Source organism: Hyphomonas sp., assembly GCF_046313975.1.
Lineage (GTDB): Bacteria > Pseudomonadota > Alphaproteobacteria > Caulobacterales > Hyphomonadaceae > Hyphomonas.
Genome location: NZ_JBKBXB010000006.1, coordinates 19,577 through 45,177 on the forward strand (window position 1 = coordinate 19,577; position 25,601 = coordinate 45,177).

General features: G+C 60.9%; 24 protein-coding genes. All 24 read right to left on the reverse strand.

The genetic code is table 11. The annotated features are described in order from the left end of the window. Nucleotides 1-17: 17 nt before the first annotated feature. Nucleotides 18-1,175, reverse strand: coding sequence for a M50 family metallopeptidase (locus ACK4TE_RS03610; RefSeq protein ID WP_409910192.1), 1,158 nt, complete (start codon nucleotides 1,173-1,175; stop codon nucleotides 18-20). Further along, nucleotides 1,172-2,383 carry a 1-deoxy-D-xylulose-5-phosphate reductoisomerase gene (dxr, locus tag ACK4TE_RS03615; protein ID WP_409910114.1) on the reverse strand — a complete coding sequence of 404 codons (1,212 nt, stop codon included), beginning with the start codon at nucleotides 2,381-2,383 and terminating at the stop codon, nucleotides 1,172-1,174. Before dxr ends, ACK4TE_RS03610 begins: the two co-directional genes overlap by 4 nt. A 3-nt stretch (nucleotides 2,384-2,386) precedes the next feature. Next, complete coding sequence (locus ACK4TE_RS03620) at nucleotides 2,387-3,205, reverse strand: phosphatidate cytidylyltransferase (RefSeq protein ID WP_409910115.1); 819 nt, start codon at nucleotides 3,203-3,205, stop codon at nucleotides 2,387-2,389. Next, nucleotides 3,205-3,966 carry an isoprenyl transferase gene (locus ACK4TE_RS03625; protein ID WP_409910116.1) on the reverse strand — a complete coding sequence of 254 codons (762 nt, stop codon included), beginning with the start codon at nucleotides 3,964-3,966 and terminating at the stop codon, nucleotides 3,205-3,207. Before ACK4TE_RS03625 ends, ACK4TE_RS03620 begins: the two co-directional genes overlap by 1 nt. Further along, nucleotides 3,966-4,520, reverse strand: coding sequence for a ribosome recycling factor (gene frr / locus ACK4TE_RS03630; RefSeq protein WP_409910117.1), 555 nt, complete (start codon nucleotides 4,518-4,520; stop codon nucleotides 3,966-3,968). The genes ACK4TE_RS03625 and frr overlap by 1 nt, the downstream gene beginning before the upstream one ends. A gap of 6 nt (nucleotides 4,521-4,526) precedes the next feature. Then, on the reverse strand, nucleotides 4,527-5,273 hold the full coding sequence (gene pyrH, locus ACK4TE_RS03635; protein WP_409910118.1) for a UMP kinase: 747 nt from the start codon (nucleotides 5,271-5,273) through the stop codon (nucleotides 4,527-4,529). A 105-nt stretch (nucleotides 5,274-5,378) separates the two neighbouring features. Beyond that, the gene (gene tsf, locus ACK4TE_RS03640) at nucleotides 5,379-6,281 is read right to left on the reverse strand and encodes a translation elongation factor Ts (protein WP_409910119.1); all 903 of its coding nucleotides are present in this window, start codon (nucleotides 6,279-6,281) and stop codon (nucleotides 5,379-5,381) included. Between the two features lie 44 nt (nucleotides 6,282-6,325). Then, nucleotides 6,326-7,114 (reverse strand): 30S ribosomal protein S2, encoded by a 789-nt coding sequence (gene rpsB, locus ACK4TE_RS03645; protein WP_409910120.1) that lies wholly within the window; start codon nucleotides 7,112-7,114, stop codon nucleotides 6,326-6,328. Between the two features lie 146 nt (nucleotides 7,115-7,260). Beyond that, entirely contained in the window at nucleotides 7,261-10,680 is a 3,420-nt protein-coding gene (dnaE, locus tag ACK4TE_RS03650; RefSeq protein WP_409910121.1) for a DNA polymerase III subunit alpha, read from the reverse strand. Between the two features lie 76 nt (nucleotides 10,681-10,756). After that, complete coding sequence (locus ACK4TE_RS03655; protein ID WP_409910122.1) at nucleotides 10,757-11,446, reverse strand: ABC transporter ATP-binding protein; 690 nt, start codon at nucleotides 11,444-11,446, stop codon at nucleotides 10,757-10,759. Continuing rightward, entirely contained in the window at nucleotides 11,443-12,723 is a 1,281-nt protein-coding gene (locus ACK4TE_RS03660; protein ID WP_409910123.1) for an ABC transporter permease, read from the reverse strand. Before ACK4TE_RS03660 ends, ACK4TE_RS03655 begins: the two co-directional genes overlap by 4 nt. Next, nucleotides 12,723-14,042, reverse strand: coding sequence for a proline--tRNA ligase (gene proS / locus ACK4TE_RS03665; protein ID WP_409910124.1), 1,320 nt, complete (start codon nucleotides 14,040-14,042; stop codon nucleotides 12,723-12,725). Before proS ends, ACK4TE_RS03660 begins: the two co-directional genes overlap by 1 nt. A 52-nt stretch (nucleotides 14,043-14,094) precedes the next feature. Next, nucleotides 14,095-14,328 carry a DUF1467 family protein gene (locus ACK4TE_RS03670; protein WP_409910125.1) on the reverse strand — a complete coding sequence of 78 codons (234 nt, stop codon included), beginning with the start codon at nucleotides 14,326-14,328 and terminating at the stop codon, nucleotides 14,095-14,097. Then, nucleotides 14,328-14,756, reverse strand: coding sequence for a methylmalonyl-CoA epimerase (gene mce, locus ACK4TE_RS03675; RefSeq protein ID WP_409910126.1), 429 nt, complete (start codon nucleotides 14,754-14,756; stop codon nucleotides 14,328-14,330). Before mce ends, ACK4TE_RS03670 begins: the two co-directional genes overlap by 1 nt. Nucleotides 14,757-14,762: 6 nt before the next feature. Continuing rightward, the gene (locus ACK4TE_RS03680) at nucleotides 14,763-16,448 is read right to left on the reverse strand and encodes a ribonuclease J (protein WP_409910127.1); all 1,686 of its coding nucleotides are present in this window, start codon (nucleotides 16,446-16,448) and stop codon (nucleotides 14,763-14,765) included. A 5-nt stretch (nucleotides 16,449-16,453) separates the two neighbouring features. Continuing rightward, on the reverse strand, nucleotides 16,454-17,221 hold the full coding sequence (locus tag ACK4TE_RS03685) for a type III pantothenate kinase (protein ID WP_409910128.1): 768 nt from the start codon (nucleotides 17,219-17,221) through the stop codon (nucleotides 16,454-16,456). Nucleotides 17,222-17,226: 5 nt separating this feature from the next. Continuing rightward, entirely contained in the window at nucleotides 17,227-17,934 is a 708-nt protein-coding gene (locus ACK4TE_RS03690) for a biotin--[acetyl-CoA-carboxylase] ligase (protein ID WP_409910129.1), read from the reverse strand. A 23-nt stretch (nucleotides 17,935-17,957) separates the two neighbouring features. Further along, nucleotides 17,958-19,391, reverse strand: coding sequence for an NADH-quinone oxidoreductase subunit NuoN (gene nuoN, locus ACK4TE_RS03695; protein ID WP_409910130.1), 1,434 nt, complete (start codon nucleotides 19,389-19,391; stop codon nucleotides 17,958-17,960). Between the two features lie 3 nt (nucleotides 19,392-19,394). Continuing rightward, nucleotides 19,395-20,897: an NADH-quinone oxidoreductase subunit M gene (locus ACK4TE_RS03700; RefSeq protein WP_409910131.1), complete on the reverse strand. Its 1,503-nt coding sequence runs from the start codon at nucleotides 20,895-20,897 to the stop codon at nucleotides 19,395-19,397. Continuing rightward, nucleotides 20,897-23,038, reverse strand: coding sequence for an NADH-quinone oxidoreductase subunit L (nuoL, locus tag ACK4TE_RS03705; RefSeq protein ID WP_409910132.1), 2,142 nt, complete (start codon nucleotides 23,036-23,038; stop codon nucleotides 20,897-20,899). The genes ACK4TE_RS03700 and nuoL overlap by 1 nt, the downstream gene beginning before the upstream one ends. Before the next feature lie 8 nt (nucleotides 23,039-23,046). Then, nucleotides 23,047-23,355: an NADH-quinone oxidoreductase subunit NuoK gene (gene nuoK, locus ACK4TE_RS03710; protein ID WP_409910193.1), complete on the reverse strand. Its 309-nt coding sequence runs from the start codon at nucleotides 23,353-23,355 to the stop codon at nucleotides 23,047-23,049. A gap of 4 nt (nucleotides 23,356-23,359) precedes the next feature. After that, a complete protein-coding gene (locus tag ACK4TE_RS03715) occupies nucleotides 23,360-23,953 on the reverse strand; it encodes an NADH-quinone oxidoreductase subunit J (RefSeq protein ID WP_409910133.1) in 594 nt (197 codons plus the stop codon). A gap of 65 nt (nucleotides 23,954-24,018) precedes the next feature. Then, complete coding sequence (nuoI, locus tag ACK4TE_RS03720) at nucleotides 24,019-24,504, reverse strand: NADH-quinone oxidoreductase subunit NuoI (RefSeq protein WP_409910134.1); 486 nt, start codon at nucleotides 24,502-24,504, stop codon at nucleotides 24,019-24,021. After that, nucleotides 24,501-25,595 carry an NADH-quinone oxidoreductase subunit NuoH gene (gene nuoH, locus ACK4TE_RS03725; RefSeq protein ID WP_409910135.1) on the reverse strand — a complete coding sequence of 365 codons (1,095 nt, stop codon included), beginning with the start codon at nucleotides 25,593-25,595 and terminating at the stop codon, nucleotides 24,501-24,503. The genes nuoI and nuoH overlap by 4 nt, the downstream gene beginning before the upstream one ends. Nucleotides 25,596-25,601: the final 6 nt, after the last annotated feature.

A 25,601-nucleotide genomic window follows, 5' to 3' on the forward strand; every position in this document is an offset into this window, starting at 1 on the left:
TCTTTCGCTGACCTGCGTCAGCCGCTTCCTCGTCCGAATACACCGGTTTCGAGAATGTCCCCCCAGGTGATGACGATCACCAGGGCCACCAAGACCAACACTCCCACACGCAGCGCCATAGCTTCTATCTGGCCCGGCATTTTGGAGCCAAACACTGCTTCGTATGCATGAAACACAACTCTCCCGCCATCCAGCACTGGCAGTGGCAGAAGATTGAAAAATCCGACCCCCACGGAGATCGCGGCCGTGAGGCTGAGGAGAACCCAGAACAGGCTCTCCAGCCGCGCCAGCATCGGAACCTGCGGCTGGTCCATGACGATGTTTACAACGCGCCGGGAGACATCCGCCACGCCGACTGGGCCCGACAGGCTGTGGAAGGACATGTTCCCGGTGACAATGCGGCCAAGCATTGTGACGGTCCGGTCAATCGTCACCCCGGTTTCCTGCACGCCCGCAATCACTGATTCGACAGGGCCGTAGTGAATCCGCTCCGTAGAGGGGATCGCTTCCATCGCTATGCCGATCGTACTTTGTGAGACCATCTGGCCGACTTCATTGGTCCGGACGATCTCAACAGGCGTCACGAAGATGAACCTCTGTTCGCCGGCGCGGTCGATGAGCAACTCCATCGGCTTGTTCGGGCTGAGCAGCACGGAGGAGGTGAAGTCTGCGCGGTTGCGGATCGGCTTGCCGTTCACCTGAAGGATATGATCGCCCGCCTGCAGGCCGGCTTGTTCCGCGGGCATGCCCTCCATGGTTCCGGCCACATGCACCGCCTGGATCGCGACGCCGTGGACACCTATGGATAGCGAGAAAATGAAGGCTGCGAGGACAAAGTTTGCGATGGGGCCCGCGAGGCTAATGACGATCTTCTTCAGAGGTCCGATATCGTCAAAGGCCACGCCTTTCGGAACGTCCGACGGGTCTTCGGCATCTTCCATGGACTTCTTGTCCATGAAGGCGACGAAGCCGCCGAGCGGGATCCAGTTGATGCGCCAGCGCGTGCCGGACCTGTCCCGGCGCTCGATCATGGGTTTTCCAAAGCCGACGGAGAAGGACTCGACCGCAACACCATAGACGCGCCCGGCCAGATAGTGGCCGAGCTCGTGAACCACGATCACCACGCCCATGAGCAACACGAGGCATGCGATGAACAGTGGACCCTGGCTGATCACCCCTTCCAAGCTGTTCTTCCTCCTGCCCGGCCCGGGCTATCCTGTAGCGCTTCCGTTGCAAGCGTGCGGCCAAACCGGTCCAGGAACGCGACTTCATCCAACGTTGTGCACTTGGTAGAGGCGAATTCAGAGGATGAAAAGCGCTCCATTGCGGCTTCCACAGTGCGGGCGATGTCCAGGAAACCGCATTGGCCTTCAATAAATGCAGAAACTACTGATTCATTAGCAGAATTTAATATCACGGGACCCGCCGGACCAAGGCCGTAGGCGTGCCTTGCAAGCTCTATGGACCGGAAACGGGCGGTGTCCACCGCCTCGAAATCCAGACGGCCGATCTGGCCAAGATCGAGGCGGTCGACCGTTGTTTCCAGCCGATCCGGCCAGCCGAGGGCGAGCGATACGGGAGTACGCATGTCGGGGTTCCCCAGCTGCGCGAGAACGGATCCATCCGTGAAATGGGCCATGCCATGGATGATGGACTGGGGATGGACGAGGACATCGATACGCGAAGCATCGACTTCGAACAGGAGGGCGGCCTCGATCAGTTCCAGCGCCTTGTTCATCAGCGTTGCGCTGTCGATGGATATCTTCTGGCCCATGTTCCAGCGCGGGTGGGCAGCCGCCTGGGCAGGTGTGGCGCGCGCCATGGCCTCGAGCGACGCCTCGCGGAACGGGCCGCCAGATGCCGTCAGTGTCAGTTTCTCGAGGGACCGGCCATCGCCGATACATTGGAAAATGGCGCTGTGTTCAGAGTCTACGGGCAGGATCGAAATGCCGGCTTCTCGGGCCGCGCGCAGGAGGATGGCGCCGGCGCAGACGATGCTTTCCTTGTTTGCAAGGGCGAGGTGGTTGCCTGCGTGCACGGCGGCCATGGTGGACTCGAGGCCCGCCGCGCCCACGATGGCGGCGAGGAAGCGATCACACGGCCGCCCGGCGGCTTCGACCATTGCGGTGGCCCCCGCGGCGGCCTCGATGCCGGAGCCTGCCAGACGCGCTTTCAGGTCCGCCAGCTGGCGTTGATCTGCAATGACAGCGATGTCCGGGCGCAGGCGAAGCGCCTGCTCCGCAAGGGCGGCTGAGTTGCGCCCGCCTGCAAGAGCGACAATTTCGAAGGGCACACCCTGTTCGCGCGCATGGCTGATGACATCCACCGCAGAACGGCCGACTGAACCGGTAGACCCGTAGATAGAGACACGGCGAATACTCATCGGTCAAAAACCTAGCAGGCGCGGCGCGGCCGGAACACTGAGAAATAGCAACACGAACAGGACGCTGACCGCGCCCAGCCCATCCACGCGGTCGAGGAGGCCGCCATGGCCAGGCAGGATCGTGCCGGAATCCTTGACCTTGAACCGGCGCTTCAGGCCGCTCTCGAACAGGTCGCCCGCCTGGGCAGCGACAGAAACCAGAATACCTGCCAGCATCCATGCTGGCGCTTCGCCCCCGTGCAGGGTGAAGGCGTAATATCCGCACAGGGCGCAGGCGATGAGCGCGGCAATGGCGCCGCTCCAGGTCTTGTTCGGGCTTTCCTTCGGAAGCAGGCGCGGGCCGCGCAACAGGCGGCCAAAGAAGTAGGCTGCAGCGTCCGATGCCCAGACGAAGGACATTAGATAGAGCGCCGCGTCCCTGCCCTGCCATGGCCCTTCCCGAAGGAAGTAGAGGCACGAAACCATGGCGAAGACATAGACGACCCCGAATCCTCCCGAGATACGGGCGCGCACCTCCTTGCGGGCGGAGAGCACGCCGAGCACCAGGGCTGCCGTCGCCAGGGCCGCCGTAATGCGCGTGTCGCCTAACGGAAAGCTGAGACAGAACAGGACGCCCAGACCTGCCAGAACGGTCTCATTGGGTGTCGCGCTCATGCGACACCATTCAAGCATCATGACGGCGCAGAAGGCCGCGCAGGCCGCCGCCAGCCACCATGATCCCATCCACACCGAATAGAGCGCGAACGGAATGAGGATTACGGCTGTCAGCAAACGGAGCGGCAATTCGGAGAACCGCTTTTCAGGCGGTGTCCAATCTCCCATCAGCTGGCTCCCGGGACGACGGCTCCGAAACGGCGCTCGCGCTCGTGATATTTCGCGATGGCGCCTTCCAGGTGAGCGCGCCCGAAGTCCGGCCAGAGGACGTCCATGAACAACAGCTCCGCGTATGCCGCCTGCCAGAGGAGGAAATTGCTGATGCGATATTCCCCGCTGGTGCGGATCATGAGATCGGGATCGGGCAGTCCGCTTGTATCCAGGAAGCTGCTGAACATCTCCTCCGTGAGCGGACCAGTATCTCCGGCTTCGCGCAAGGAGCGGGCATAGGCCTCGGCGGCACGAAGGATTTCGTTGCGCGAGCCGTAGTTGAAGGCGATGGTGAGATGGAAGGCGGAATTGCCGGCCGTTTCGCGTTCGGCGCGGCCGACCAGTTCGGCGATATCCGGGGGCAGACCTTCCCGCTGGCCGATGATGCGTACACGGACGCCTTCATGCTTCAGTCTTTGCAGGTCGCGCTGAACATAAGCCTTCAGGAGCCCGAAAAGCACGTTCACTTCAGCGGCCGGACGGCGCCAGTTTTCTGTCGAGAACGAGAATACTGTCAGGTACTTTATGCCGAGATCGCCGGCGGCTTCGACCGTGCGCCTCAGGGCTTCGACACCGCGCTCGTGACCGGCAGTCCTGGGAAGGCCGCGCGCCTTGGCCCAGCGCCCATTGCCGTCCATGATTATGGCGACGTGCTGGGGCGCTGGCGGCTCTCCTCCGCTGGCATGGGATGGTTCAGGAGATGCCCCGGCGCGGCTCATTACACCTGCATGATCTCCGCTTCCTTCGCCTTCAGCGCGTCATCGACGCGTTTGACGAAGGCATCCGTCAGCTTCTGCACTTCTTCAGACAGCGACCGGTGACGGTCTTCACTGATCTCGCCGTCCTTTTCCGCCTTTTTGAGGGCATCCATGCCGTCGCGGCGCACATTGCGCACCGCAACCCGGGCTGCTTCGGCGTATTTGCCGGCAATCTTGGTGAGTTCTACGCGGCGCTCCTCGTTCAGCGCAGGGATCGGGATGCGGAGCGTCTGCCCGTCCATGACCGGATTGAGGCCCAGCCCGGAATCGCGAATCGCCCGGTCTGTCGCGCCGACAACCGTCTTGTCCCAGACATTGACCGACAGCATGCGGGTGTCAGTGACCGTCACGGAGGCGACCTGGCTGAGCGGAACGACGCCGCCATAGGCCGGCACCTGGATTGAATCGAGAAGATTGACCGATGCGCGGCCTGTGCGAAGGCCGGCGAATTCCGAAGCGAGCGCGGCAAGCGCGCCTTCCATGCGGCGTTCGATATCCTGTTTGCTGTAGCTCATGCTGGCTTAGCCTCCCGTTTTCGAGATTGTCGTCGATGTGCCGCGTCCATAGAGGACATTCAGCAGTGAACCTTCTTCCTTCAGTGAAAAGACGACGACCGGTATGTTGTTGTCGCGCATCAGGCTGACTGCGGAAGGGTCCATGACGCGCAGGTTCTTGATCAGAAGCTCATCATACGCAACTTCGTTATAACGCGTCGCGCTCGAGTCGAGCTTGGGGTCTGCCGTATAGACACCGTCAACCTGCGTGCCCTTGAGCAGTGCATCGCAGCCCATCTCGATGGCCCGCAGGGCGGCGCCTGTGTCGGTGGTGAAGAACGGGTTGCCGATGCCGGCGGCGAAGATCACCACACGGCCCTTTTCCATGTGTCGCTGGGCACGGCGCCGGATATAGGGCTCGCAGATCGCATCCATGCTGATCGCGGACTGTACGCGCGTGGGCACGCCGATGCTTTCTAGCACACTCTGCATCGCGAGGGCGTTCATGACCGTGGCCAGCATGCCCATGGAGTCGGCCTGGGCGCGTTCCATGCCTTTTGCTGCCCCGGCGACGCCCCGGAATATGTTGCCGCCGCCGATGACCAGGCAGATTTCCGCGCCGGCCGTGCGCGCATTGGCGATCGCCTTTGCAAACTGCTCGCAGGTCGGAATATCGATTCCGAATTGTCCCGGCCCCATCAGAGCCTCTCCGGAGAGCTTCAGCAGGACCCGGCGATACTTCAGCTGACTCTTTTCTGGCTCATTTTCCGGCATTCATTCCACCGTTCTTTGTAACATTCGAACCAAAAAAATCCCGGCTATGCGAAACCGCCAGCCGGGATTGTTCAAAGCCCCTCGCGGGGAGAAACGCAAGCCCGATCAGGAGCCTTTTGTCATGGAAGCGACTTCTGCAGCGAAGTCGGCTTCTTCTTTTTCAACGCCTTCGCCCAGCTTGAAGTGGACGAACGCCTTCAGTGTGGCGCCCTGCGCCTTGAGGAATTCGCCGACAGTCTTGTCGCTGTCCATGATGTAGGGCTGCTCGACGAGGACGACTTCCTTGTAGAATTTCTGCATCCGGCCAACGATCATCTTCTCGATCACGGCGTCGGGCTTGCCGCTTTCGCGGGCCTGTTCGGTCAGAACGCGCTTCTCTGATTCGATCAGGGCGGGGTCGAGTTCGGCCGTGGTTGCCGCGGCAGGCGAGGTCGCGGCGATATGCATCGCCACTTTCCGGCCGGTATCTTCGAGGTCGCCCGAGCCATCGAGAGCGACGAGCACGCCGACCTTGCCCATGCCGGGCACGACCGCGTTGTGGATGTAGGTTGCAACCTTGGTCGCGCTGACTTTGCCGGCGCGGCGCAGGGTCATGTTCTCGCCGATGGTGGCGATCATGTTCTTGATCATGTCGTCGACCGAACCGGCGCCTTCCGGAGCCGGGGCAGCGAGGATTTTCTCGACCGAACCGTCCGTGGTGAGCGCCACGGCGGCGATGCCGTCGAGCGCTTTCTGGAACGACTCGTTGCGCGACACGAAGTCGGTTTCCGAGTTGAGCTCGACGATGGCGCCGGTCTTGCCGTCGGCCGAAACCTTCACGGCCACGAGGCCTTCAGCCGCCGCACGGCCAGATTTCTTCGCCGCTTTCGACAGGCCTTTCGCGCGCAGCCACTCGATGGCTGCGGCTTCATCGCCATTGTTTTCAACGAGCGCCTTCTTGGCATCCATCATGCCGGCGCCGGTTTTCTCGCGCAGTTGTTTTACAAGTGCTGCTGTAATCTCAGCCATAGCCTTGATCCTTCATTTGAATTGTTGCGCCCGGGAGCGCGTTCTCAGGCGTTGCCCGAAGCCTCTTCGCTGGCCTGCACGTCAGCGTCCGCAATGGCGGCGACGTCCGAAAGCGAGCCGAGATCGACACCGAGACCGGCGGTCGATTCCGCCAGGCCGTCCAGGACCGCATCGGCGAACAGGTTGCAGTAGAGCGAGATGGCGCGGGCAGCATCGTCGTTGCCGGGGAAACCGTAATCGGCGTCAGACGGATCGCAGTTCGTATCGAGCACGGCGACGACCGGAATGCCGAGCTTGCGGGCTTCCTGCACCGCGATAGCTTCCTTGTTGGTGTCGATCACGATGATCGCAGCCGGCAAACCGCCCATGTCGGCAATGCCGCCGAGCGACTTCTGCAGTTTTTCGCGGCGGCGCTGCAGATCGAGAAGTTCTTTCTTGGTGAGGCCGGAGCCGCCACCGCTTTCGAACATCGCGTTCAGTTCGCGCAGCTGCTTGATCGAATTGGACACGGTGGTCCAATTCGTCAGCGTGCCGCCGAGCCAGCGGTGGTTCATGTAATACTGGGCGCAGCGCTGTGCAGCCTCGGCGACGGGATCCTGAGCCTGACGCTTGGTGCCGACGAACAGCACGCGGCCGCCCTTGGCGACGGTGTCACGCACGAAGACCAGCGCCTGATGCAGGGCTGGCACGGTGTGCGAAAGGTCCATGATGTGGATGCCGGAACGCTCGCCGTAGATGTACGGCTTCATGCGGGGGTTCCAGCGGTGGGTCTGGTGACCAAAATGAACACCAGCCTCGAGCAGCTGACGCATCGAGAAGTCAGGAAGGGCCATCGATTTTCTCCATCCGGTTGGCCGTCGCAGGGTGGAACTACGGGATATCCCGTCGCACCGGATGCACCCGCGACTTGGTTTAGACGTGCGCTCCTATACCCCTTTTTCGGGCTGTAGCAAGCGCCAAGCGCTGTTTTCGGGGGGTGTCAGGCCGCCTTTCGGGGCGTGACCTTCTCGACCCCGGGGATATCCTTCAGCGCCCGCTGGGCCTTCAGGCTGATCGTGTAAGTCTGGGGCAGCTTTACCGTGACTGTCCGGCCGTCCCCAAGGTGCATTTCGAGGTGGATTCCACCCCTGTCGGGATCCGGAAGCCCTTCCAGAAGCTTGACGACCTGGGCCAGCTCCGCCGGATTGGCGCACGGTGAAAGCCTCACCACGAGTAGCCCGGAGGGCTTGGACACCCGGGCAGATTCAAGTTCGACTGCCCTTTCAAGAAGCAGGCGGGTCTCTTCGCCATTCTGGCGGACGGAAACGGTCATGGCGACTGCCTTCCCTGGCCGCAGCAGATCACCATACTGGTAGAGCGCGTCGGAATAGACGACCATTTCACGCTCGCCGGTGGGATCCGAGACCGTCAGAAAGGCAAATTTGCCGTTCCGGCCCGGTTTGTCGGTGCGGGCGCGGACGATGCCGATCATTTCCAGAGGCCGGCCTTCGGCGGCGCGATCCTCGATTTCCATGATGAGGGTGATCCGGTCCCGGTCCAGAGAGGTCAATACGTCATCAAGGGGGTGGCCTGAAAAGTAGAAACCGATGGCTTTGAATTCTTCATCCAGCTTCTGCTGCGCCGTCCATGTGCGCGGGTTCGGCAGTGGCGGACGAAGCGCCGGCTCGGCGTCTGCAAACAATCCGGCCTGACCGCCCTGCCGGTCCCCGGCGGCACTCGTGGCATGCTGGGCAAGCGTTCCGGCCGCCTCAAACACCCGGGCGCGGTTTGGCTCAAGGGTGTCAAAGGCCCCTGCCCGCGCCAATGATTCGAAAGCTTTCTTGTTGACGTGCCTTGGATCGATCCGCTCGGCAAATTCGAACAGGCCGGGGAACGGGCCGCTCTCGTTTCTGACGGCGCAGACGTGGCGCATCGCTTCAAGGCCAACGCCTTTCAGGGCGCCGAGCGCGTAGACAATCGATCCGTCGCGGACGTCGAAATCGGCAGTCGAGGTGTTGATGTCCGGCGCAAGCACCGGGATGCGCAGGCGTTTGGCTTCCTGGAAGAAAGCCGCGAGCTTGTCCGTATTGCCGATATCAAGGCTCATCGAGGCCGCCAGGAACTCGACCGGGAAGTGGCACTTGAGGAAAGCCGTCTGATAGCCAATCAGCGCATAGGCGGCGGCGTGGGACTTGTTAAAGCCGTATCCGGCGAACTTTTCCATCGTGTCGAAGATCTCGTTTGCGAGCTGCTCTTTCATGCCCTTGTTGGCAGCCGCACCTTCGACGAAGCGCTTGCGCTGCGCGATCATTTCCTCGAGCTTCTTCTTGCCCATCGCGCGCCGCAGCAAGTCGGCCTCGCCCAGCGAGTAGCCAGCGATTTCCTGTGCCATCCGCATGACCTGTTCCTGATACACGGGCACGCCGTAAGTTGCTTCAAGCACGGGGCGCAGGTCCGGATGCTGATAGGTTACGGAAGACGGATCTTCCTTACCCTGAACATAAACGGGAATATTCTCCATCGGGCCGGGGCGGTAGAGGGAGATGATGGCGATCAGGTCTTCAATGTTGTTGGGGCGGACACGGCGCAGCGTGTCGCGCATGCCCGCGCCTTCCAGCTGGAACACGCCGAGGGTTTCCCCGCTGGCCATCAGGTCGTAGCTTGCCGCATCGTCCAGTCTGGTCCAGGCCGGCCCCACGGATTTCCCGCCAGCGGCGATGAATTTCAGCGCCCTGTCGATGACCGTGAGGGTCTTCAATCCGAGGAAGTCAAACTTCACAAGGCCCGCCATCTCGGCATACTTCATGTTGAACTGTGTAGCGGGAAGCTCTGCACGCGGATCATTGTACAGCGGAACAAGCTCAACCAGAGGCCGGTCTGCGATGACGACACCGGCAGCATGCGTGCCGGCGTTCCTGTACATGCCTTCCAGCGATTTCGCGATCTCGATAAGTTCGCCTACGCGCGCGTCTGCCGCAATTTCTTCATCGAACTTCGGTTCGGCTGCGATGGCCTCATCAAGCGTTGGCGGTTTTGCCGGATTGAACGGGATGAGCTTGGCGAGACGGTCGACTTGACCATAGGGCATCTGCATCACGCGGCCGACGTCGCGCACCACGGCTTTCGCCTGGAGCGTGCCGAAGGTGATAATCATGGCGACACTGTCCGCGCCGTATTTGTCGCGAACATACCGGATAACTTCGCCGCGGCGCTCCTGGCAGAAGTCCACATCGAAGTCAGGCATCGAGACCCGCTCGGGATTCAGGAAACGTTCGAACAGCAGATCGAACCGGATCGGATCAAGGTCCGTGATCAGCAGGACCCACGCAACGAGCGAGCCCGCGCCCGAGCCCCTGCCCGGTCCGACTGGAATTCCGTTTGCCTTTGCCCATTTGATAAAGTCGGAGACGATGAGGAAGTAGCCCGGGAAGCCCATTCTCTCGATGATGCCGAGTTCATACTCGAGACGGTCTTCGTAATTCTTGCGATCCGCATAGAGACGATCTGCCTCGCGCAGCCTCTGCTCGAGACCCTGCCGGGCCTGCAGGCGCAACTCGTCACCTTCGGACCGCCCGCCCTTGCTGAAGGCCGGGAGAATGGGGTTGCGTGTCTGAGCGCGAACAGAGCAGCGCTGTGCGATCTCAATAGTTGATGCCAGCGCTTCAGGAAGGTCTGAAAACAGCTCGGCCATATCTTCAGGGGACTGAAGAAACTGTGACCGCTCAACCCGTTTACGATCATCCTGTCCGAGGTATTGGCCATTTGCGATGCACATCAGCGCATCATGCGCTGTGTTGTCGGCCGGTTTCATGAAGCGGGCGTCATGCGTGGCAACCAGCGGAAGGCCGAGTTCATAGGCAAGCTCGGTCAGGCCCGCTTCCGTTTTCAGCTCAACCTGCGCACCGTGCCGGGTGATCTCGACATAACATCTGCCCGGAAAGGCGGCGGCGAGTGTGGAAAGTTCTGTGCGGGCATCGACCATGCGCGATTTGAGAATGTGCCTAGCGACCTCGCCTTCGGCGCCGCCTGTTAGCAGGATCAGGCCTTCGGTTTCCTCGAGCAGATAGCGCCGGTGAAGCTTGGGCACGCCGTCCGGGGAATCCAGGAACGCGCAGGAAGAGAGGAACATCAGGCGGCGATAGCCCTGTTCGTTCTGAGCATAGAGGGAAATCCGCGACGTTTCGGATTTCGGGACGCCGTCCGTTACATCAAAGCAGCAGGCCATGATCGGCTGCAGACCGCTCTCCAAAAGTTTCAGTGAGAATTCCAGAGCACCGAACAAGTTGTTGCGATCCGTGATCGCGGCAGCCGGGACACCATAGGCCTTGCACCATTTGGCGACATCCGACGGCGTGATCATGCTTTCAAGCAGTGAGTAGCTCGAACGGATAGCCAGCGGGATAAAGACCGGAGTTTTCATGGTGCACACCTCTGGACCGAGTGTCTCACCGAATCACCCCGGGCGCCAAGCCGGACTGGCGGTCATCCACAGCTTCTCAGCCCTGGAAATCCACGAGTTTGCCGTCCTGGAGGGTCAGCACCCGGTCCATATGCCGGATGAGCGCCAGATTGTGCGTGGCAACGAGTACGCCCGCCCCCTCTTCGCGGACCATCTTGATCAGGGTCGCGAAGACCCGTTCGGTGGTTGCCGGATCGAGATTTCCGGTCGGCTCGTCCGCGATGACAAGCCTGGGGTCGTTGGCGAGCGCCCGCGCGATGGCGACGCGTTGTTGCTCGCCTCCGGACAGCTGGGCCGGCTGGTGATCGACGCGCTCCGCCAGCCCCATCTCGTCGAGCAGCCGCGCAGCGCGTTCACGGGCTTCCTTCTTCCGGATGCCGGCGATCATCAGAGGCATGGCGACGTTGTCGATCGCGTTGAACTCGGGAAGCAGATGGTGGAACTGGTAGACAAAGCCGATCTTCAGGCGGCGGATGGCAGTGCGCCCGGCTTCGTTCAGTTTCAGACAATCTGCGCCGTCGAGGAAGACCTGCCCGGCTTCCGGCTCTTCGAGCAGGCCCGCTGTGTGCAGCAGGGTTGATTTACCGGAGCCCGACGGGCCGACCAGACCCACGAGCTCACCGGGTGCGATCGTCAGGTCTGTTCCGCGCAGCACCTGGAGCGCGCCAGCGCTGGTCTTGTAAGTGCGTTCTATGGCACGGAGTTCGAGGACGGGCGCGGCGGTCATTCGAACCTCAGGGCTTTGACGGGATCCTGCGAGGACGCCCACATGGCCGGCATGATCGATACAAACATCGACATCAGCAGTGCGTAGGCGCCTGTGCTGAGAACCTCACCCCAATCGAGCACCGCGGGCAGATGGTCGAGCCCGTACTGTTCAGCCGGGAAGACTTCGCCATCTATGGCAAGATTGATGAGCGCTTCGATCGGGCCGATATTTATGATGAACAGTACGCCGACAATCATGCCCAGCAAGGCGCCGAGGCTGCCGAGGGCTGTGCCCACCATCAGGAAGACGCGCAGCACTCCGGCGCGGCTGAGACCGATCGTGCGGAGAATGGCGATATCGCGCGTCTTGTTCTTCACGAGCATGACGACGCCCACGATGATGTTCAGCGTTGCGATCATCATGATGATGGTCACCAGCAGGCGAACCATCACCCGCTCCGTGCGCAGCGCACCGAGATAGGTCCGGTTCTTGGTTTTCCAGTCCGTGAGGATCACGCTGTAGCCGGTTGCTTCCGTGATCCGCTGCATCGCGATTTCGGTCTGATCCGGGTTCTTTACGCGAACATCAAGATACTGATACCGGCCCTTGGACTGGAACAGTACCTGCGCCTGCTGCATGGGCATGAATACATATACGTTGTCGAGCTGGGCGCTCCCGGTACGGAAGATATCGCCCACGACGTAGACCTTGCTGATGGGTGTCTGGCCCACCGGGCCCGAGCGCATCTGCGCTGTCACGACTTCCACCTGATCGCCAACCCCGACGCCGAGATTGGCAGCGAGATACTGGCCGATCATGATGACGTTGCCGCCGTTCCTGCCTTCGCCGAATCCGGCGGCAATCGCGCCGGCGCCGCCATCCTTCAGGATCGGCATGGTCGCCATGTCTTCCGGCGGGATCGCGCGAACGATACCGCCCGTGCGCACGCCGTTCGCGGACAGCAGGACAAACTGGCGGATGAAAGGGGAAACGCTAACCACATCCGGCACCGTTTCGATGACCTTGATCACGTCGTCGGCCTGTTCCTGAGGCATTCCATCGACCGCTATCTCGATATGCGGCTCACCCCCCAGAAGGGCGTCGAGAAGTGTCGCCCGGAAGCCGCTCATGATCGACATGGTGATGATCAGGGCAGCAACGGCAAAGAATATGCCGATGAAGGAAATGATGGCGATCAGGCTGGCGCCGCCATGCTCGCGGCGTGCGAGCAGGTAGCGCAGGGCGAGCGTGCGCTCCAGCTTGCCGAAAGGCATGGCAGAGGACGCCTTGCTCATCAGGACGCTTTCAGTTGCGCCAGCATGTCTTCGATGCTGACATCGTGCTTTTCGCCGGACTTGCGGTTTTTGACCTCAACCTTGCCCTCGGCAACGCCGCGCGGGCCAACTGTTGTCTGCCAGGGCAGACCGATCAGATCCATGCGTGCAAATTTCGCACCGGCTCGGTCGTCGGTATCGTCATAGAGCACATCGCGGCCTGCAGCTGTCATCGCCGCATAGAGCTTTTCGCAGGCGGCATCGCAGGCGGCGTCACCCGGGCGCATGTTGATAAGGCCGACATCAAAGGGCGCGACGGACTCCGGCCATACAATACCATTTTCATCATGGCTGGCTTCGATGATGCCACCGACGAGGCGTGACACGCCGATGCCATAGCTGCCCATCTGGACCGGCACCATCTGACCATCCGGCCCCTGAACAACGGCGTTCATCGGCTCGGAATACTTGGTTCCGAAGTAGAAGATGTGCCCGACCTCTATACCGCGTGCCGAGACCTGACGATCCTTGGGCAGAGCCTCAAACGCTTTCGGGTCATGCATTTCTTCTGTGGCCGCATAATAGCGCGTACGTTGCTCGACCACCGGCCGCAGGTCGGCGCTGAAGTCGAGGTCGAGACCCGGCGCGGGCAGATCCAGCAACTCGCGGTCGCAGAAGACGGCGCTTTCGCCGGTGTCCGCAAGGATGATGAACTCGTGACTGAGATCGCCGCCGATGGGTCCGGTATCTGCGCGCATCGGAATAGCTGTGAGCCCCATCCGGTCGAAGGCGTTGAGATAGGCACAGAACATCCGGCGATAGGCTTTGCGGGCATCTTCCTCGGTGAGATCGAAGGAGTAGGCATCCTTCATCAGGAATTCGCGGCCTCGCATGACGCCGAAGCGCGGGCGCACTTCGTCGCGGAACTTCCACTGCTGGTGATAAAGGTTCAGTGGCAGCTGCTTGTAGCTTTTCACATAGGTCCGGAAGACATCCGTGATCAGTTCTTCATTGGTGGGCCCGTAGAGCATCTCGCGATCATGGCGATCCTTGATGCGGAGCATTTCCTTGCCATAGGCCTCATATCGGCCGGACTCGCGCCAAAGGTCTGCCTGCTGCAGGGTAGGCATCAGCAGCTCGACCGCGCCGGCCCGGTCCATCTCCTCGCGGACGATCTTCTCGATCTTCTTCAGGACCCGGTGCCCCATCGGCAGCCAGGTGTAGATCCCTGCCCCGTTCTGGCGGATCATGCCCGTGCGCAGCATCAGCTGGTGAGACACGATTGCAGCATCTGAAGGCGCTTCCTTGGAAACGGGCAGGAAGTAGTTCGACAGACGCATGGAAGCTATCTCTTTCGGATGGTTTCTCAGGCTCACCTAGCCGGTCGCCCGGCTATTGCGCAAGCAGCCGGGGGATCACCAGTGCAGCGATGGCTGTAATGACTGCTGCTCCAGCGGCAGCCCAGAGGGCTTTTTTGGCCAGCATCGGATTTTTCGGGGCGGCCTCTTCGGTGCCTGGCACAGTCGAATCGTCCTCCCACTGGCCCCGAACCCCGATGGGCAGGACCATGAAGAAACACAGCCACCAGGCGATCACAAAGATGATAATGCCGCCGGCAATGGACATCAGTGGTGGCCTTTGGGCGTTTCCATTAGTTCGACCAGAACGCCGTTCGAGTTCTTCGGGTGCACGAAGATGATCAGCGTGCCATGGGCGCCGATGCGGGGCTTGCCGAGGACCGTCGCGCCCCGCGCTTCCATTTCCGTCACCGCCTGATGGATATCAGCCACTTCGAAGCAGACGTGATGCTGCCCGCCTGCCGGATTCTTCTTGAGGAAGTTCGCGATCGGTGAAGCCTCGTTCAGTGGTTCGATCAGTTCGATCTGGCTGTTGGGCAAGTTGACAAAACAGACTTTCACGCCCTGTTCCGGCATGTCGAACGGTGTGGTGATATCCGTCGCGCCGTAAAGTGTCCGGTAGGTTTCGCAGGCAGCCTCGATATCCGGAACAGCCACGCCGACATGGTTCAAAGGTCCGATCTTGAATTCGCTCATGGCATCTCAACTCCTCAGTACAATCACTTCGATCAACGGCCGCAGGCCAAACTCCGTTTCGCAGGCCTTGCGAAGCGCGCGGCCTACAGCACGCTCCACGGCTTCATCGTCGGCCCGGTCTTTTCGCTTCATGCTCTCAACCGCCCGTGTCGCGGCATCTTCCAGCGGGCCAAGGCTCTCGTCGGCGGAGCGGCCATCGGTTTCAGACAGGCCTTTGACGGCGATTACCGGTCCATCTGAAACAGCGCCGGATTCGTCAATGCTGAGTGTCGCGAGAATGATGCCGCTATAGGACAGGCGCCGGCGCTCAATCAGCCCCTCGGCCCCTTCCGGCACCAGCCTGCCCCCGTCCAGCATCAGCCGGCCAGATGGAACTTCATCCAGGATTTTCGCGTTGCCCGGTGCCAGCCGGATCAGGCTGCCATTCCGCGGTGTGATCGCCTGCTGGATCTGCAGCGATTTCGCGTAAGCTGCATGTTCCATGATGTGCCGGCGCTCGCCATGCACAGGAACTGCAATTTTCGGCCGCACCCACTGATACATCCGGCGCAATTCATCCCGGCACGGATGACCGGAGACATGGATCGGCTCTGCAACCATGCGCGGGGTGATGATCCGGATGCCCATTTCTGCAAGTGCATTCTGCAGGCCGTAGACCTGACTCTCATTTCCGGGAATCAGGCGGGATGAAAAAATCACCGTATCCTCTTCACCGAGCGACACATGCCGATGGTCGCCCCTCGCGATCCTGGAGAGGGCGGCATTCTGTTCGCCCTGACTTCCGGTGCAGAGATAGAGAATATTCTCGCGCGGCACGAAGCCGGATTCCGCTTCGTCAACAAATTCCAGGTTTGCGGGAAGGATGCCGACGGCCTTCGCCGCAGACGTGATCCGGTGCATGCTGCGGCCGACGAGGCAAACGCTTCGATCCGCAGCCTTTGCGGCCTCAATAATGGAACTGACGCGCGCGACATTTGAGGCAAAGGTGGTGACGGCGACGGCGCCAGTCTGCTTAGCGATGAGATCAATCAGGCCTTTTCGAACCGTATCCTCTGAGCCTGACTCGCCGCTTTCAAACACATTCGTGGAGTCGCAGATCATGGCGAGGACGCCGCGGTCACCCAGCGCGGTGAGGCCTTCGATATCTGTCCGTGCACCAATCAAAGGCTCAGGATCGATTTTCCAGTCGCCCGTATGAAGGATCAGCCCGGCGGGCGTTTCAATCGCCAGCGCGTTGGGTTCAGGAATGGAGTGGGTCAGCGTGACATAGCGGACGGAGAATGGGCCTGCCTGCACCGTTGCTTCAAGCGACAGCGTCTTAAGGAGGCGCGTGTCCACGCCCCTTTCCTGCAGCTTGTTTCGAGCAAGCTCGGCCGTAAACGGCGTCGCGTAGATCGGCGCGCGTATGCGCAGAAGCGGATAAAGAAGCCCAACCGCGCCGATATGATCTTCATGGGCATGGGTCAGGAATACGGCGTCAATCTGCTCGCCGACGAGATAGGCCGGATCAGCGCAGATCAGCTCAACGCCAGGCGTATCCAGGCCGCCGAAGGTTACCCCGATGTCCACGATGATCCACCGCCGCGCATGCGCGGGGCCATACCCATAGGCATTGAGGTTCATGCCAATCTCACCGCACCCGCCGAGAGGCAGGAAAACGAGTTCGTCCGGATGAGTTGCGGAGTCGGCCATCAGTCTCAGCTATTTCGTTTCCAGACTTCGAGAAGTCCGCGGATCAGGACATCCTGATCATAGTGGTCAATCGTCTCGCTTGCGCCTTCGAACAGCGATGCTACGCCGCCCGTCGCGATGACCGTCATGGGCTTACCATACTCCGCCTTGATGCGACGCACGAGACCATCGATCAGTTCGATATAGCCGAGGAACACGCCGGACTGCATGGCAGAGACGGTATCCTTGCCGATAACCTGTGGCGGTTTCTGAATGGCGATCCGCGGCAACTGCGCCGCCGCCTCGTGCAGTGCGCGCATGGAGAGATAGATGCCGGGCGAAATGATACCGCCTTCGAAAGCGCCGTCCTCGCCGACCACGTCCAGCGTTGTTGCCGTGCCGCTGTCGATGACGATCAATGCGCCCGGGTAGGCCACATGCGCACCGAGGGCGGAAACAATCCGGTCTGCGCCGACCTGTTCGGGATGGCGGACCCGGATTTCGACACCGGTTTTCAGGTCCTTGTCGCCGACGAACAACGGCTCCACGTTGAGGTAACGGCGTGCGAGGTTCCTGAAATTGAACTGGGCCTGAGGCACCACGGACGAGACAACGCAGCCCTTGACGCCCGACATGTCGACGCCGTGCATGTCCGCGAGGCGCCAGAGCCAGGAGGCATGGTCGTCGGCAGTCTTGGTGGAGTCAGTCGCGCTGCGCCAGCTGTGTATCCACTGCTGGCCATCATGCAGCGCAAACACCGTATTCGTGTTTCCGACGTCTATTGCCAGCAACATGCCTGTCAGCTCCCGCGTATTTCGACTTCGCCGGCCCTTATGGAACGCCGCGACCCGTCCGGCAATCGCAGCCGCAGCGCCCCGTCCGCCTCGAGGTCCTCAAAAATGCCCTCGATCCAGTCTTCCCCTGCCCTGACGCTCACGCTTTCACCGAGGGCTTCGGCGAGGGCCAGCCAATCCTTGCGGGTCTCAGCAAACCCTGCGCGACATTGACGCAACCTTTGAGAGAACGCTTCTGTCAGCGCCAGAAGGGCTGCCTCCGCGGTGATTGCAGGGTCTGCTCCAAGATCCAGGATGCTGGTGGCCGGTTGGGTGACATTGTCGGGGGTGACACGAACATTGATCCCGATACCGGCCGCAACCCAGAACGCGGACTCGGCGCCGCCGGTTTCCACCAGGATGCCCGAGACTTTTCGCCGATGGATGCGGACATCATTCGGCCATTTGAGGCGGACATCTGCCTGAGGGGCGAACCTGAGAACGACATCGCTGACGGCCAGCGCGCAGGCGAAGGGTATGCGCAAGGCAGTTCCGATGCCTCCCGGTTCCCGGAACAGGGCGGTGGCGTAAATGTTCCCCACCGGCGAGAGCCAGGCACGATCCTGCCGCCCTCTTCCGGCCGTCTGCTGGTCCGCAACGATCCATTGATCCGGGAATGAGGCTTCAGCGGCACGCCGCTTGGCCTCTGTATTCGTACTGTCGATCATGCCCATCCTGAAAATGGGCCAGGTGTCGCTCAACGCTGCAGCCCCGCTGCGGCGAACGAAGCCCAACCGCCAGTGCCGAGTTCACTGATGAAGATCATGAACACGAGGCCAGCCACCACCGCCGTTGCGATGACGGTTGCCATAACTGCGACTTCGACAGTCTCGAAACGCTCCGTTGCCTCATCAAACCACATTATCTTGATGAGCTTCAGATAGTATCCGAGCGAGATGACCGAGGCGATCACCACGAGGATGGCGAGCGGCAGCAGGCCGGCATCAAGACCGGCGCGCAGCACTTCGAATTTCCCGAAGAAGCCGCCGAAGGGCGGCAGGCCGGCGATCGAGAAGATCAGGATCGACAACATCACGGCCAGGATCGGCTTCGTCCGGACGAGACCGCCGAGTTCGCTGATATTCTCCACCATTCCGCCGCGGCGGCGCATGGCGAGCACGCCCGCGAACAGGCCGAGCGAGGTGACGACATAAATCGTCGAGAAGGTCAGCAGCGCAGGGGCGCCGAGTTGCTGGCCCGCGGCAACGGCAACCAGCGCGTAACCGACATTCGCGATCGAGGAGTAGCCGAGAAGACGTTTGATATTGTTCTGCAACAGCGCGCCGAGCGATCCGATGATCATCGACAGGCCGGCAATGATCGAAATGATCAGCTGCCACTGGCTGATCGCATCCGCAAACACCGTGAACATGATGTTTGCGAAAACCACCGTCGACGCCATTTTCGGCGCGGACGCGAAGAACGCAACGACAGGGGTCGGGGCGCCTTCATACACGTCCGGCGTCCAGACGTGCATCGGCGCCGCGGAAATCTTGAACGCCAGACCGACGATCATCAGCACCATGCCGAACATCGCGCCCGTCGAAATGCCGGCTTCAGCGATGCCTGCGAACGAAGTTGTGCCGGTGAAGCCATAGACCAGCGACGCGCCGTATAGGAGCATGCCTGAGGCCAAGGCCCCGAGCACGAAGTATTTCAGTCCGGCCTCGGACGAGCGTGCGGAGTCGCGGTGGAAGGCCGCAAGCACATAGGACGAGAGGCTGAGCGTTTCGATGCCCATGTACAGCGTCATGAGATCTGCCGCCGACAGGATGATGCCCATGCCCAAGCTCGCGAAAATCACGAGCAGGGCATATTCATAGCGGCTGATCTCGTGACGCTTCAGGAACCCTTCGGAAACCAGCAGCGCGACGCCCGCGAGAACAAAGCTGACGACTTTCGCGAAGTTGACGAATGAGTTCGTTCGCACGAGCCCGTTGAAGGCTTCGCCTCCGGCAAAATGCATCGCAGCGAGCGCAGCCGCACCAAACAGGGCGAGCGCACCAAACTTGTAGGAAACCCCGTTGAACCGGTCTCCGAGAATCGCGCCGACGAGCACGCCGATCAGACCGGCAGAGGCCAGCCACAATTCGGGCGCGACGGTAATGAGGATGGCGTTTACGTCCAGCATACCCTACTGGCCTCCGGCCATAAGCGACAGCACGCGGTTCGCGGCACTGTCGGTGAAGTTGAAAATCAGGTTCGGTGCGACGCCAAACAGGAAGGTAAGCACCGCGAGCGGCGCGATACACACCCACTCGATCAGGTTCATGTCCTTGATGCCGTTCAGCGAGGGATTGGTGATCTCGCCGAACACCGTGCGGCGGTAGAGCGTCAGCATGTAGACGGCCGAGAAGATAACCCCGAGCGCTGCGCCGGCCGCTGCCCAAGTCGCCGCCTGGAAGCCGCCAACCATTGTCAGAATCTCGCCGACGAAACCACTGGTGCCCGGCAGGCCGACGTTGGCCATCGTGAACAGCATGAAGAAGGAGGCGTAGATCGGCATCCGGTTCACGAGGCCACCATAGGCCGCGATCTCGCGGGTGTGCATCCGGTCGTAAACCACGCCCACGATCAGGAAGAGCGCGCCGGAGATCAGGCCATGGCTGAGCATCTGGAAAATTGCGCCCTGAACACCGGCCTCATTGAAGGCGAAGATGCCCAGAGTCACGAAACCCATGTGCGCCACGGAGGAATAGGCGATCAGCTTCTTCATGTCTGTTTGACGCCAGGCGACCAGCGAAGTGTAGACAATCGCGATCACCGCAAGGGCGAACATGAACGGCTGGAAAAGCTGACTCGCATCCGGGAACATCGGGAGCGAGAAGCGCAGGAAGCCGTAACCGCCCATTTTCAGAAGCACGCCTGCCAGGATGACCGAGCCGGCTGTCGGCGCCTGAACGTGCGCATCGGGCAACCAGGTGTGAACCGGCCACATCGGCAGCTTGACCGCAAAGGAGGCGGCGAAAGCCAGCCACAGCCAGGTCTGGATGCCGGGCGCGAAGGCATACTTCTCCAGGACTTCAAAGTCGGCCGATCCCGCCGCCTGGATCATGAAGACCACTGCGACGAGCATCAGCAGGGAGCCAATCAGCGTGTAGAGGAAGAACTTGAACGCGGCATAGACACGGTCCTTGCCGCCCCAGATGCCGACGATGAGAAACATCGGGATGAGGCCCGCTTCGAAGAAGATGTAGAAGAGCACCAGATCAAGCGCGGTGAACACGCCGATCATGAACGTCTCGAGCACGAGGAACGCGATGACGTATTCCGTCACGCGGTCTTCGATGGAGTTCCAGCTCGCAAGAAGGCAGATCGGCGTCAGGAATGTCGTCAGCAGGATCAGCGAGAGCGACAGCCCGTCAACACCAAGCTTGTAGGTGATGGGCCCATACCACGCATGCTGTTCCACCAGCTGGTAGCCGGCCTGCGAAGGATCAAACGCGAAATAGGCCGCGACTGAGGCAACGAAGGTGGCCGCAGAAATGATGAACGCCGCCATCAGGACAGGCTTGCGAGATTCGCTTGCCGCATTTGATTGGCGGCTACCGGCTGTTGCAGCGCGAACTAGCATGATCAGGAATGCGCCCGCCAGCGGCAGGAACGTCATGACCGTAAGGATCGGGAAGCCGCCCATTACTGCGCACCTCCGGCGCGAATCCACAGCACGGCGCCAAACACGATCACCGCTCCGATAATCACGAAGGCGTAGTGATAGAGGTAGCCGGAATGCATTTTTGAAAGCTGGCGGGCGCTGAACCTGGCGAGACTTGCGGTACCGTCAGGTCCAATCCCGTCGATGATTTTCTTGTCCGCCTTCCAGAAGAGATTCCCCAGCACAGCGGAGCCGCGCACCAGCGTCGCCTGGTAGATCTCATCGAAATACCATTTGTTCGAGAACAGGGCATGCAGCGGTCCGCCGCTTTCAGCGACGCGTTTGCCAACGCCTCTGTTGAAATAGTAGGTGAAGGTCGCAATCAGGAACCCGCCAACGGTCACCACCAGCGGCGCCCAGAGCACCCATTCCGGAACATAGTGGCGATCATGCAGGACATGGTTCTCCGCGGCACGGTAGATCGCGCCCGCCCAGAATAGCTCGTTCTGCTTTTCCACGAATGCATCGTAAAAATACACGCCCGCGAAGATGGCGCCGATGCTGAGCAGCCCGAGCGGGATCAGCATCGTCAGCGGGCTCTCATGGGGCGTATGGTCATGACCGTGATCATCATGCGCATGGGCATCGTGATGGTGATCGTCATGGGCTGACGAGGCCATCGGACCATGGAATGTCATGTAGATCAGGCGCCATGAATAGAAGCTGGTGAGAAACGCCGCAACGAGGCCGAACCAGAAGGCAACCTGCGCAAACATGATCTGCGCCGTGCCGCCCGCAAATGTGCTTTCGAGGATGGCGTCCTTCGAGAAGAAGCCAGCAAAACCGATCTTCGTGTGCGGAAGGCCAAGACCGATGATGGCAATCGTGCCGATCATCATCGCGGCGTAGGTCAGCGGCATGAACTTCGCGAGGCCGCCCATGCGGCGCATGTCCTGCTCGTGGTGCATGCCGTGGATGACTGAGCCCGCGCCGAGGAAAAGCAGCGCCTTGAAGAAGGCGTGCGTAAAGAGGTGGAACATCGCCGCTTCATATGCGCCGACGCCAGCTGCGAAGAACATGTAGCCGAGCTGCGAACAGGTTGAGTAGGCGATCACGCGCTTGATATCGTTCTGTGCCATGCCGACCGTCGCCGCATAGAGCGCCGTCACGGCACCGACAATCGTGACCATGCCCGCGGCATAAATCGTGTGCTCGTAAATCGGGGACAGGAGGCAGACCAAGTAGACGCCCGCGGTCACCATGGTTGCCGCGTGGATCAGTGCAGAGACCGGCGTCGGGCCTTCCATCGCGTCGGGAAGCCAGACGTGCAGGAAGAACTGCGCCGACTTGCCCATCGCGCCGATGAACAGGAGAATGCCGATCAGCTCCAGCGCATAGACACGCTCACCAAAGAACACGATCACGGACTCGCGCGCGGGCAGCGGTTCGGCAAAAGCGATCGGCGTGACGACCGTGTTGTTGCGGATGGCGTCCAGCACCGGCGCAAACTCGACCGACCCGAACACGAAGAACACGCCCATGATGCCAAGCGCCAGGCCGAAGTCACCGACGCGGTTGGTCACGAATGCCTTGATCGAGGCGTCATTGGGCGCCTTCTTCGTGTACCAGAAGCCGATCAACAGATAAGATGCGAGGCCCACACCTTCCCAGCCGAAGAAGAGCTGGATGAAGTTGTCCGCCACCACGAGCATCAGCATCATGAAGGTGAAGAGCGACAGGTAGCTGAAGAAGCGGGCCTTGTGCGGATCTTCGCTCATGTAGCCCCAGGAATAGAGGTGCACGAGGCCGGACACGCCGGTGATCACGGCCATCATGACGATGGAGAGGGCATCTACCCGGATCGCCCAATCCGCCTTGAAGTCGCCGACATGGATCCACGGCATAAGCTTGATTACATGCTGGTTCAGCTCAACGGCTGCCGCTTCGGCGCCCGCTGTCAGATAAGCATCAAAACCGCCTGCATGATGTTCTGCCGCGCCGGCATCACCGAGGCCCGCGACATACGCGAAAAGCTGGTACAGCGAGAGGGCGCCGGCAGAGAGTACAACGCCGGTCGTAGCAAACATGACGATGCGGTCGCCGATCCATTTGTGGAACAGGCCGGTGAGCGCCGCGAGGCCGGGCGCCAGGACGATGTAGATAAGCAGGCTATCCGGAAGCATACTGGGGGTCAGCCTTTCATCAGGTCGACATTCTCAACCGAGATGTCGCGGCGGTTCCGGAAATAGACGACGAGGATCGCGAGGCCGACGGCCGCTTCAGCAGCGGCAACGGTCAGCACCAGCATCGCGAAAATCTGCCCCTGTATCGTTCCAGTGAAGACCGAGAACGCGACAAGGTTGATGTTCACCGACAGTAGGATCAGTTCGAGCGCCATCAGGATGACGATGACGTTCTTGCGGTTCACGAAGATGCCAACGACGCCGATCGTGAACAGCGCTGCAGACACAATGAGATAGTGGATGAGGCCGAGTTCCATCATGTCAGATCCCCTGCCCCGGAGCCGGGTCTTTCATTTCGATGGCGTCTGCACGGCGCCGGCCGGTCTGTTTGGCGACGTTCTGGCGTTTGACATGCGGCCGGTGGCGCAGCGTCAGAACGATAGCGCCAATCATTGCGACCAGCAGGATTCCGCCCGCCAGCTGGAACAACAGAAGGTACTCCGTGTACATCACCGCGCCGATCGCTTCCGCGTTCGTCGCTGCGCCCGGCGCCGGGTCGAACGCATCAGTCGGCAGGGATCCACTGGCCGCCCAGACAAGTGCCATTTCCGCAATCAGGATTGCGCCGATCAACAGGGCAAACGGCCAGTAGCCAAGACTGCCCTGTTTCAGTTCGACAAAGTCGACATCAAGCATCATCACGACAAAGAGGAACAGCACCGCGACCGCGCCGACATAGACAACGATCAGCAGCATCGCGAGGAATTCAGCACCGATCAGCACCAGCAGACCTGCTGCCGAGAAGAAGGCGAGGATCAGCCACAGCACAGAGTGTACGGGGTTGCGCGCCATGATGACGAACAACGCCGACAGGATCACGACAGCCGCGATCAATCCAAATGCGATCAGTGCCACAGCCCTCTCGCCCCTCTTCCAATCCGGCAGCCAGCGCTGCCATTCAACTCAACCAGTCAGGCGCGCTATCGATAAGGCGCGTCGAGCTCAAGATTCTTTGCGATCAGCCGTTCCCAGCGGTCGCCATTCGCCAGCAGTCGTTCCTTGTCGTAGAACAGCTCCTCGCGGGTTTCGGTCGCAAACTCGAAGTTCGGCCCTTCAACGATGGCATCCACCGGGCAGGCTTCCTGGCAGAAGCCGCAGTAGATGCACTTCACCATGTCGATGTCGTAGCGCGTAGTACGGCGGGCGCCGTCTTCGCGCGGCTCGGCTTCGATAGTAATGGCCTGCGCCGGGCAGATCGCCTCACACAGTTTGCACGCGATGCAACGCTCTTCGCCGCTTGGATAGCGGCGCAGGGCATGCTCACCGCGGAAGCGCGGCGAAAGCGGGTTCTTCTCGAACGGATAGTTCACGGTCGCCTTGCGGCGGAACATCTCCGCCGTGGCCAGCCAGAACGCGCCGAGAAAATCGGTCAGCAGCGCGCCGCGAATAGTCTGTCCGAGGCTCATGACTGAACTCCGAAGTAAGTGACATATCCCGCGACGACCAACACAGCCGCCAGCGATGTCGGCAGGAATATCTTCCAGCCGAGGCGCATCAGCTGGTCGTAGCGGTAGCGCGGCACGATGGCCTTCACCATCGCGAACAGGAAGAACAGAAACAGCACCTTCAGCATGAACCAGAAGAGGCCTGCGAGACTGACAAGCAGAACCGGCAGCTGACCAACAACTTCTGAGCCTAGCGCAACCGGACCATGCCATCCGCCAAGGAACAGGATGGTCATCATGGCGCACATCAGGACGATGTTCAGATACTCGCCGAGCATGAAGAGTAGGTAGGGCGTCGAGCCATACTCGACCTGATAGCCGGCAACGAGTTCGGACTCCGCTTCGGGGAGGTCGAACGGCGGGCGGTTTGTTTCCGCCAGTGCCGAGATGAAGAAGATCACGAACATCGGGAACATGACCACGATCAGCGGGAAATTCTGGAAGCTGAACGCGTGCCAGTTCTGCAGGCCGCCGGCCTGGTTGTTGACGATGTCGCTAAGGTTCATCGAACCGACGAGCAGGATCACCGTAATGATGACAAAGCCGATCGAGACTTCATAAGAAACCATCTGCGCGGCTGAGCGAAGCGCGCCGAGGAACGGATATTTCGAGTTCGAAGCCCAGCCGCCCATGATGATGCCGTAGACCCCGAGGGAGCTGATGGCGAAAAGGTAAAGGATGCCAACATTCAGGTTGGCGATCACCCAGCTGGTGCCGCTTTCCGTACCCGGCGCCACCGGAATCGCCGCCCATGCCGCAAAAGCCAGGGTGCAGGTCAGAATCGGCGCGAACAGGAAGACGAACTTGTTCGCCCCGGCCGGGATCACGATTTCCTTGAGCAGGAATTTCCCGAAATCTGCGAAGGATTGCAGAAGCCCGAACGGGCCCACCACGTTCGGGCCTTTGCGCATCATAACGCCGGCCCAGACCTTGCGGTCGAGCAGCAGGAGGAATGCAATCGACAGGAGCAGCACAAGGGTAAACAGGCCGATCTGGCCGAGAACCAGAAGCGGGCCCCAGAAACTCCCCAGAGACTCGATGGCATTGCTCATAGCGCC

Bases quoted from the DNA above. Each gene is read 5' to 3' on its own strand.
- ACK4TE_RS03625 (WP_409910116.1), bottom strand. From the start codon at position 3,966: ATGAGCCGCGCCGGGGCATCTCCTGAACCATCCCATGCCAGCGGAGGA.
- ACK4TE_RS03700 (WP_409910131.1), bottom strand. From the start codon at position 20,897: ATGGGCGGCTTCCCGATCCTTACGGTCATGACGTTCCTGCCGCTGGCG.
- tsf (WP_409910119.1), bottom strand. From the start codon at position 6,281: ATGGCTGAGATTACAGCAGCACTTGTAAAACAACTGCGCGAGAAAACC.
- nuoL (WP_409910132.1), bottom strand. From the start codon at position 23,038: ATGCTTCCGGATAGCCTGCTTATCTACATCGTCCTGGCGCCCGGCCTC.
- ACK4TE_RS03670 (WP_409910125.1), bottom strand. From the start codon at position 14,328: ATGTCCATTGCCGGCGGCATTATCATCTTTGTGATCGCCTGGTGGCTG.
- ACK4TE_RS03655 (WP_409910122.1), bottom strand. From the start codon at position 11,446: ATGACCGCCGCGCCCGTCCTCGAACTCCGTGCCATAGAACGCACTTAC.
- proS (WP_409910124.1), bottom strand. From the start codon at position 14,042: ATGCGTCTGTCGAACTACTTCCTGCCCGTTTCCAAGGAAGCGCCTTCA.
- rpsB (WP_409910120.1), bottom strand. From the start codon at position 7,114: ATGGCCCTTCCTGACTTCTCGATGCGTCAGCTGCTCGAGGCTGGTGTT.
- nuoN (WP_409910130.1), bottom strand. From the start codon at position 19,391: ATGCTGGACGTAAACGCCATCCTCATTACCGTCGCGCCCGAATTGTGG.
- dnaE (WP_409910121.1), bottom strand. From the start codon at position 10,680: ATGAAAACTCCGGTCTTTATCCCGCTGGCTATCCGTTCGAGCTACTCA.
- nuoK (WP_409910193.1), bottom strand. From the start codon at position 23,355: ATGGAACTCGGCCTCATCCACTATCTCATTGTGTCTGCAGCGCTGTTC.
- ACK4TE_RS03680 (WP_409910127.1), bottom strand. From the start codon at position 16,448: ATGGCCGACTCCGCAACTCATCCGGACGAACTCGTTTTCCTGCCTCTC.
- ACK4TE_RS03660 (WP_409910123.1), bottom strand. From the start codon at position 12,723: ATGAGCAAGGCGTCCTCTGCCATGCCTTTCGGCAAGCTGGAGCGCACG.
- nuoI (WP_409910134.1), bottom strand. From the start codon at position 24,504: ATGAGCCTCGGACAGACTATTCGCGGCGCGCTGCTGACCGATTTTCTC.
- pyrH (WP_409910118.1), bottom strand. From the start codon at position 5,273: ATGCCGGAAAATGAGCCAGAAAAGAGTCAGCTGAAGTATCGCCGGGTC.
- nuoH (WP_409910135.1), bottom strand. From the start codon at position 25,595: ATGAGCAATGCCATCGAGTCTCTGGGGAGTTTCTGGGGCCCGCTTCTG.
- dxr (WP_409910114.1), bottom strand. From the start codon at position 2,383: ATGAGTATTCGCCGTGTCTCTATCTACGGGTCTACCGGTTCAGTCGGC.
- ACK4TE_RS03690 (WP_409910129.1), bottom strand. From the start codon at position 17,934: ATGGGCATGATCGACAGTACGAATACAGAGGCCAAGCGGCGTGCCGCT.
- frr (WP_409910117.1), bottom strand. From the start codon at position 4,520: ATGAGCTACAGCAAACAGGATATCGAACGCCGCATGGAAGGCGCGCTT.
- ACK4TE_RS03685 (WP_409910128.1), bottom strand. From the start codon at position 17,221: ATGTTGCTGGCAATAGACGTCGGAAACACGAATACGGTGTTTGCGCTG.
- ACK4TE_RS03620 (WP_409910115.1), bottom strand. From the start codon at position 3,205: ATGGGAGATTGGACACCGCCTGAAAAGCGGTTCTCCGAATTGCCGCTC.
- mce (WP_409910126.1), bottom strand. From the start codon at position 14,756: ATGAGCGAATTCAAGATCGGACCTTTGAACCATGTCGGCGTGGCTGTT.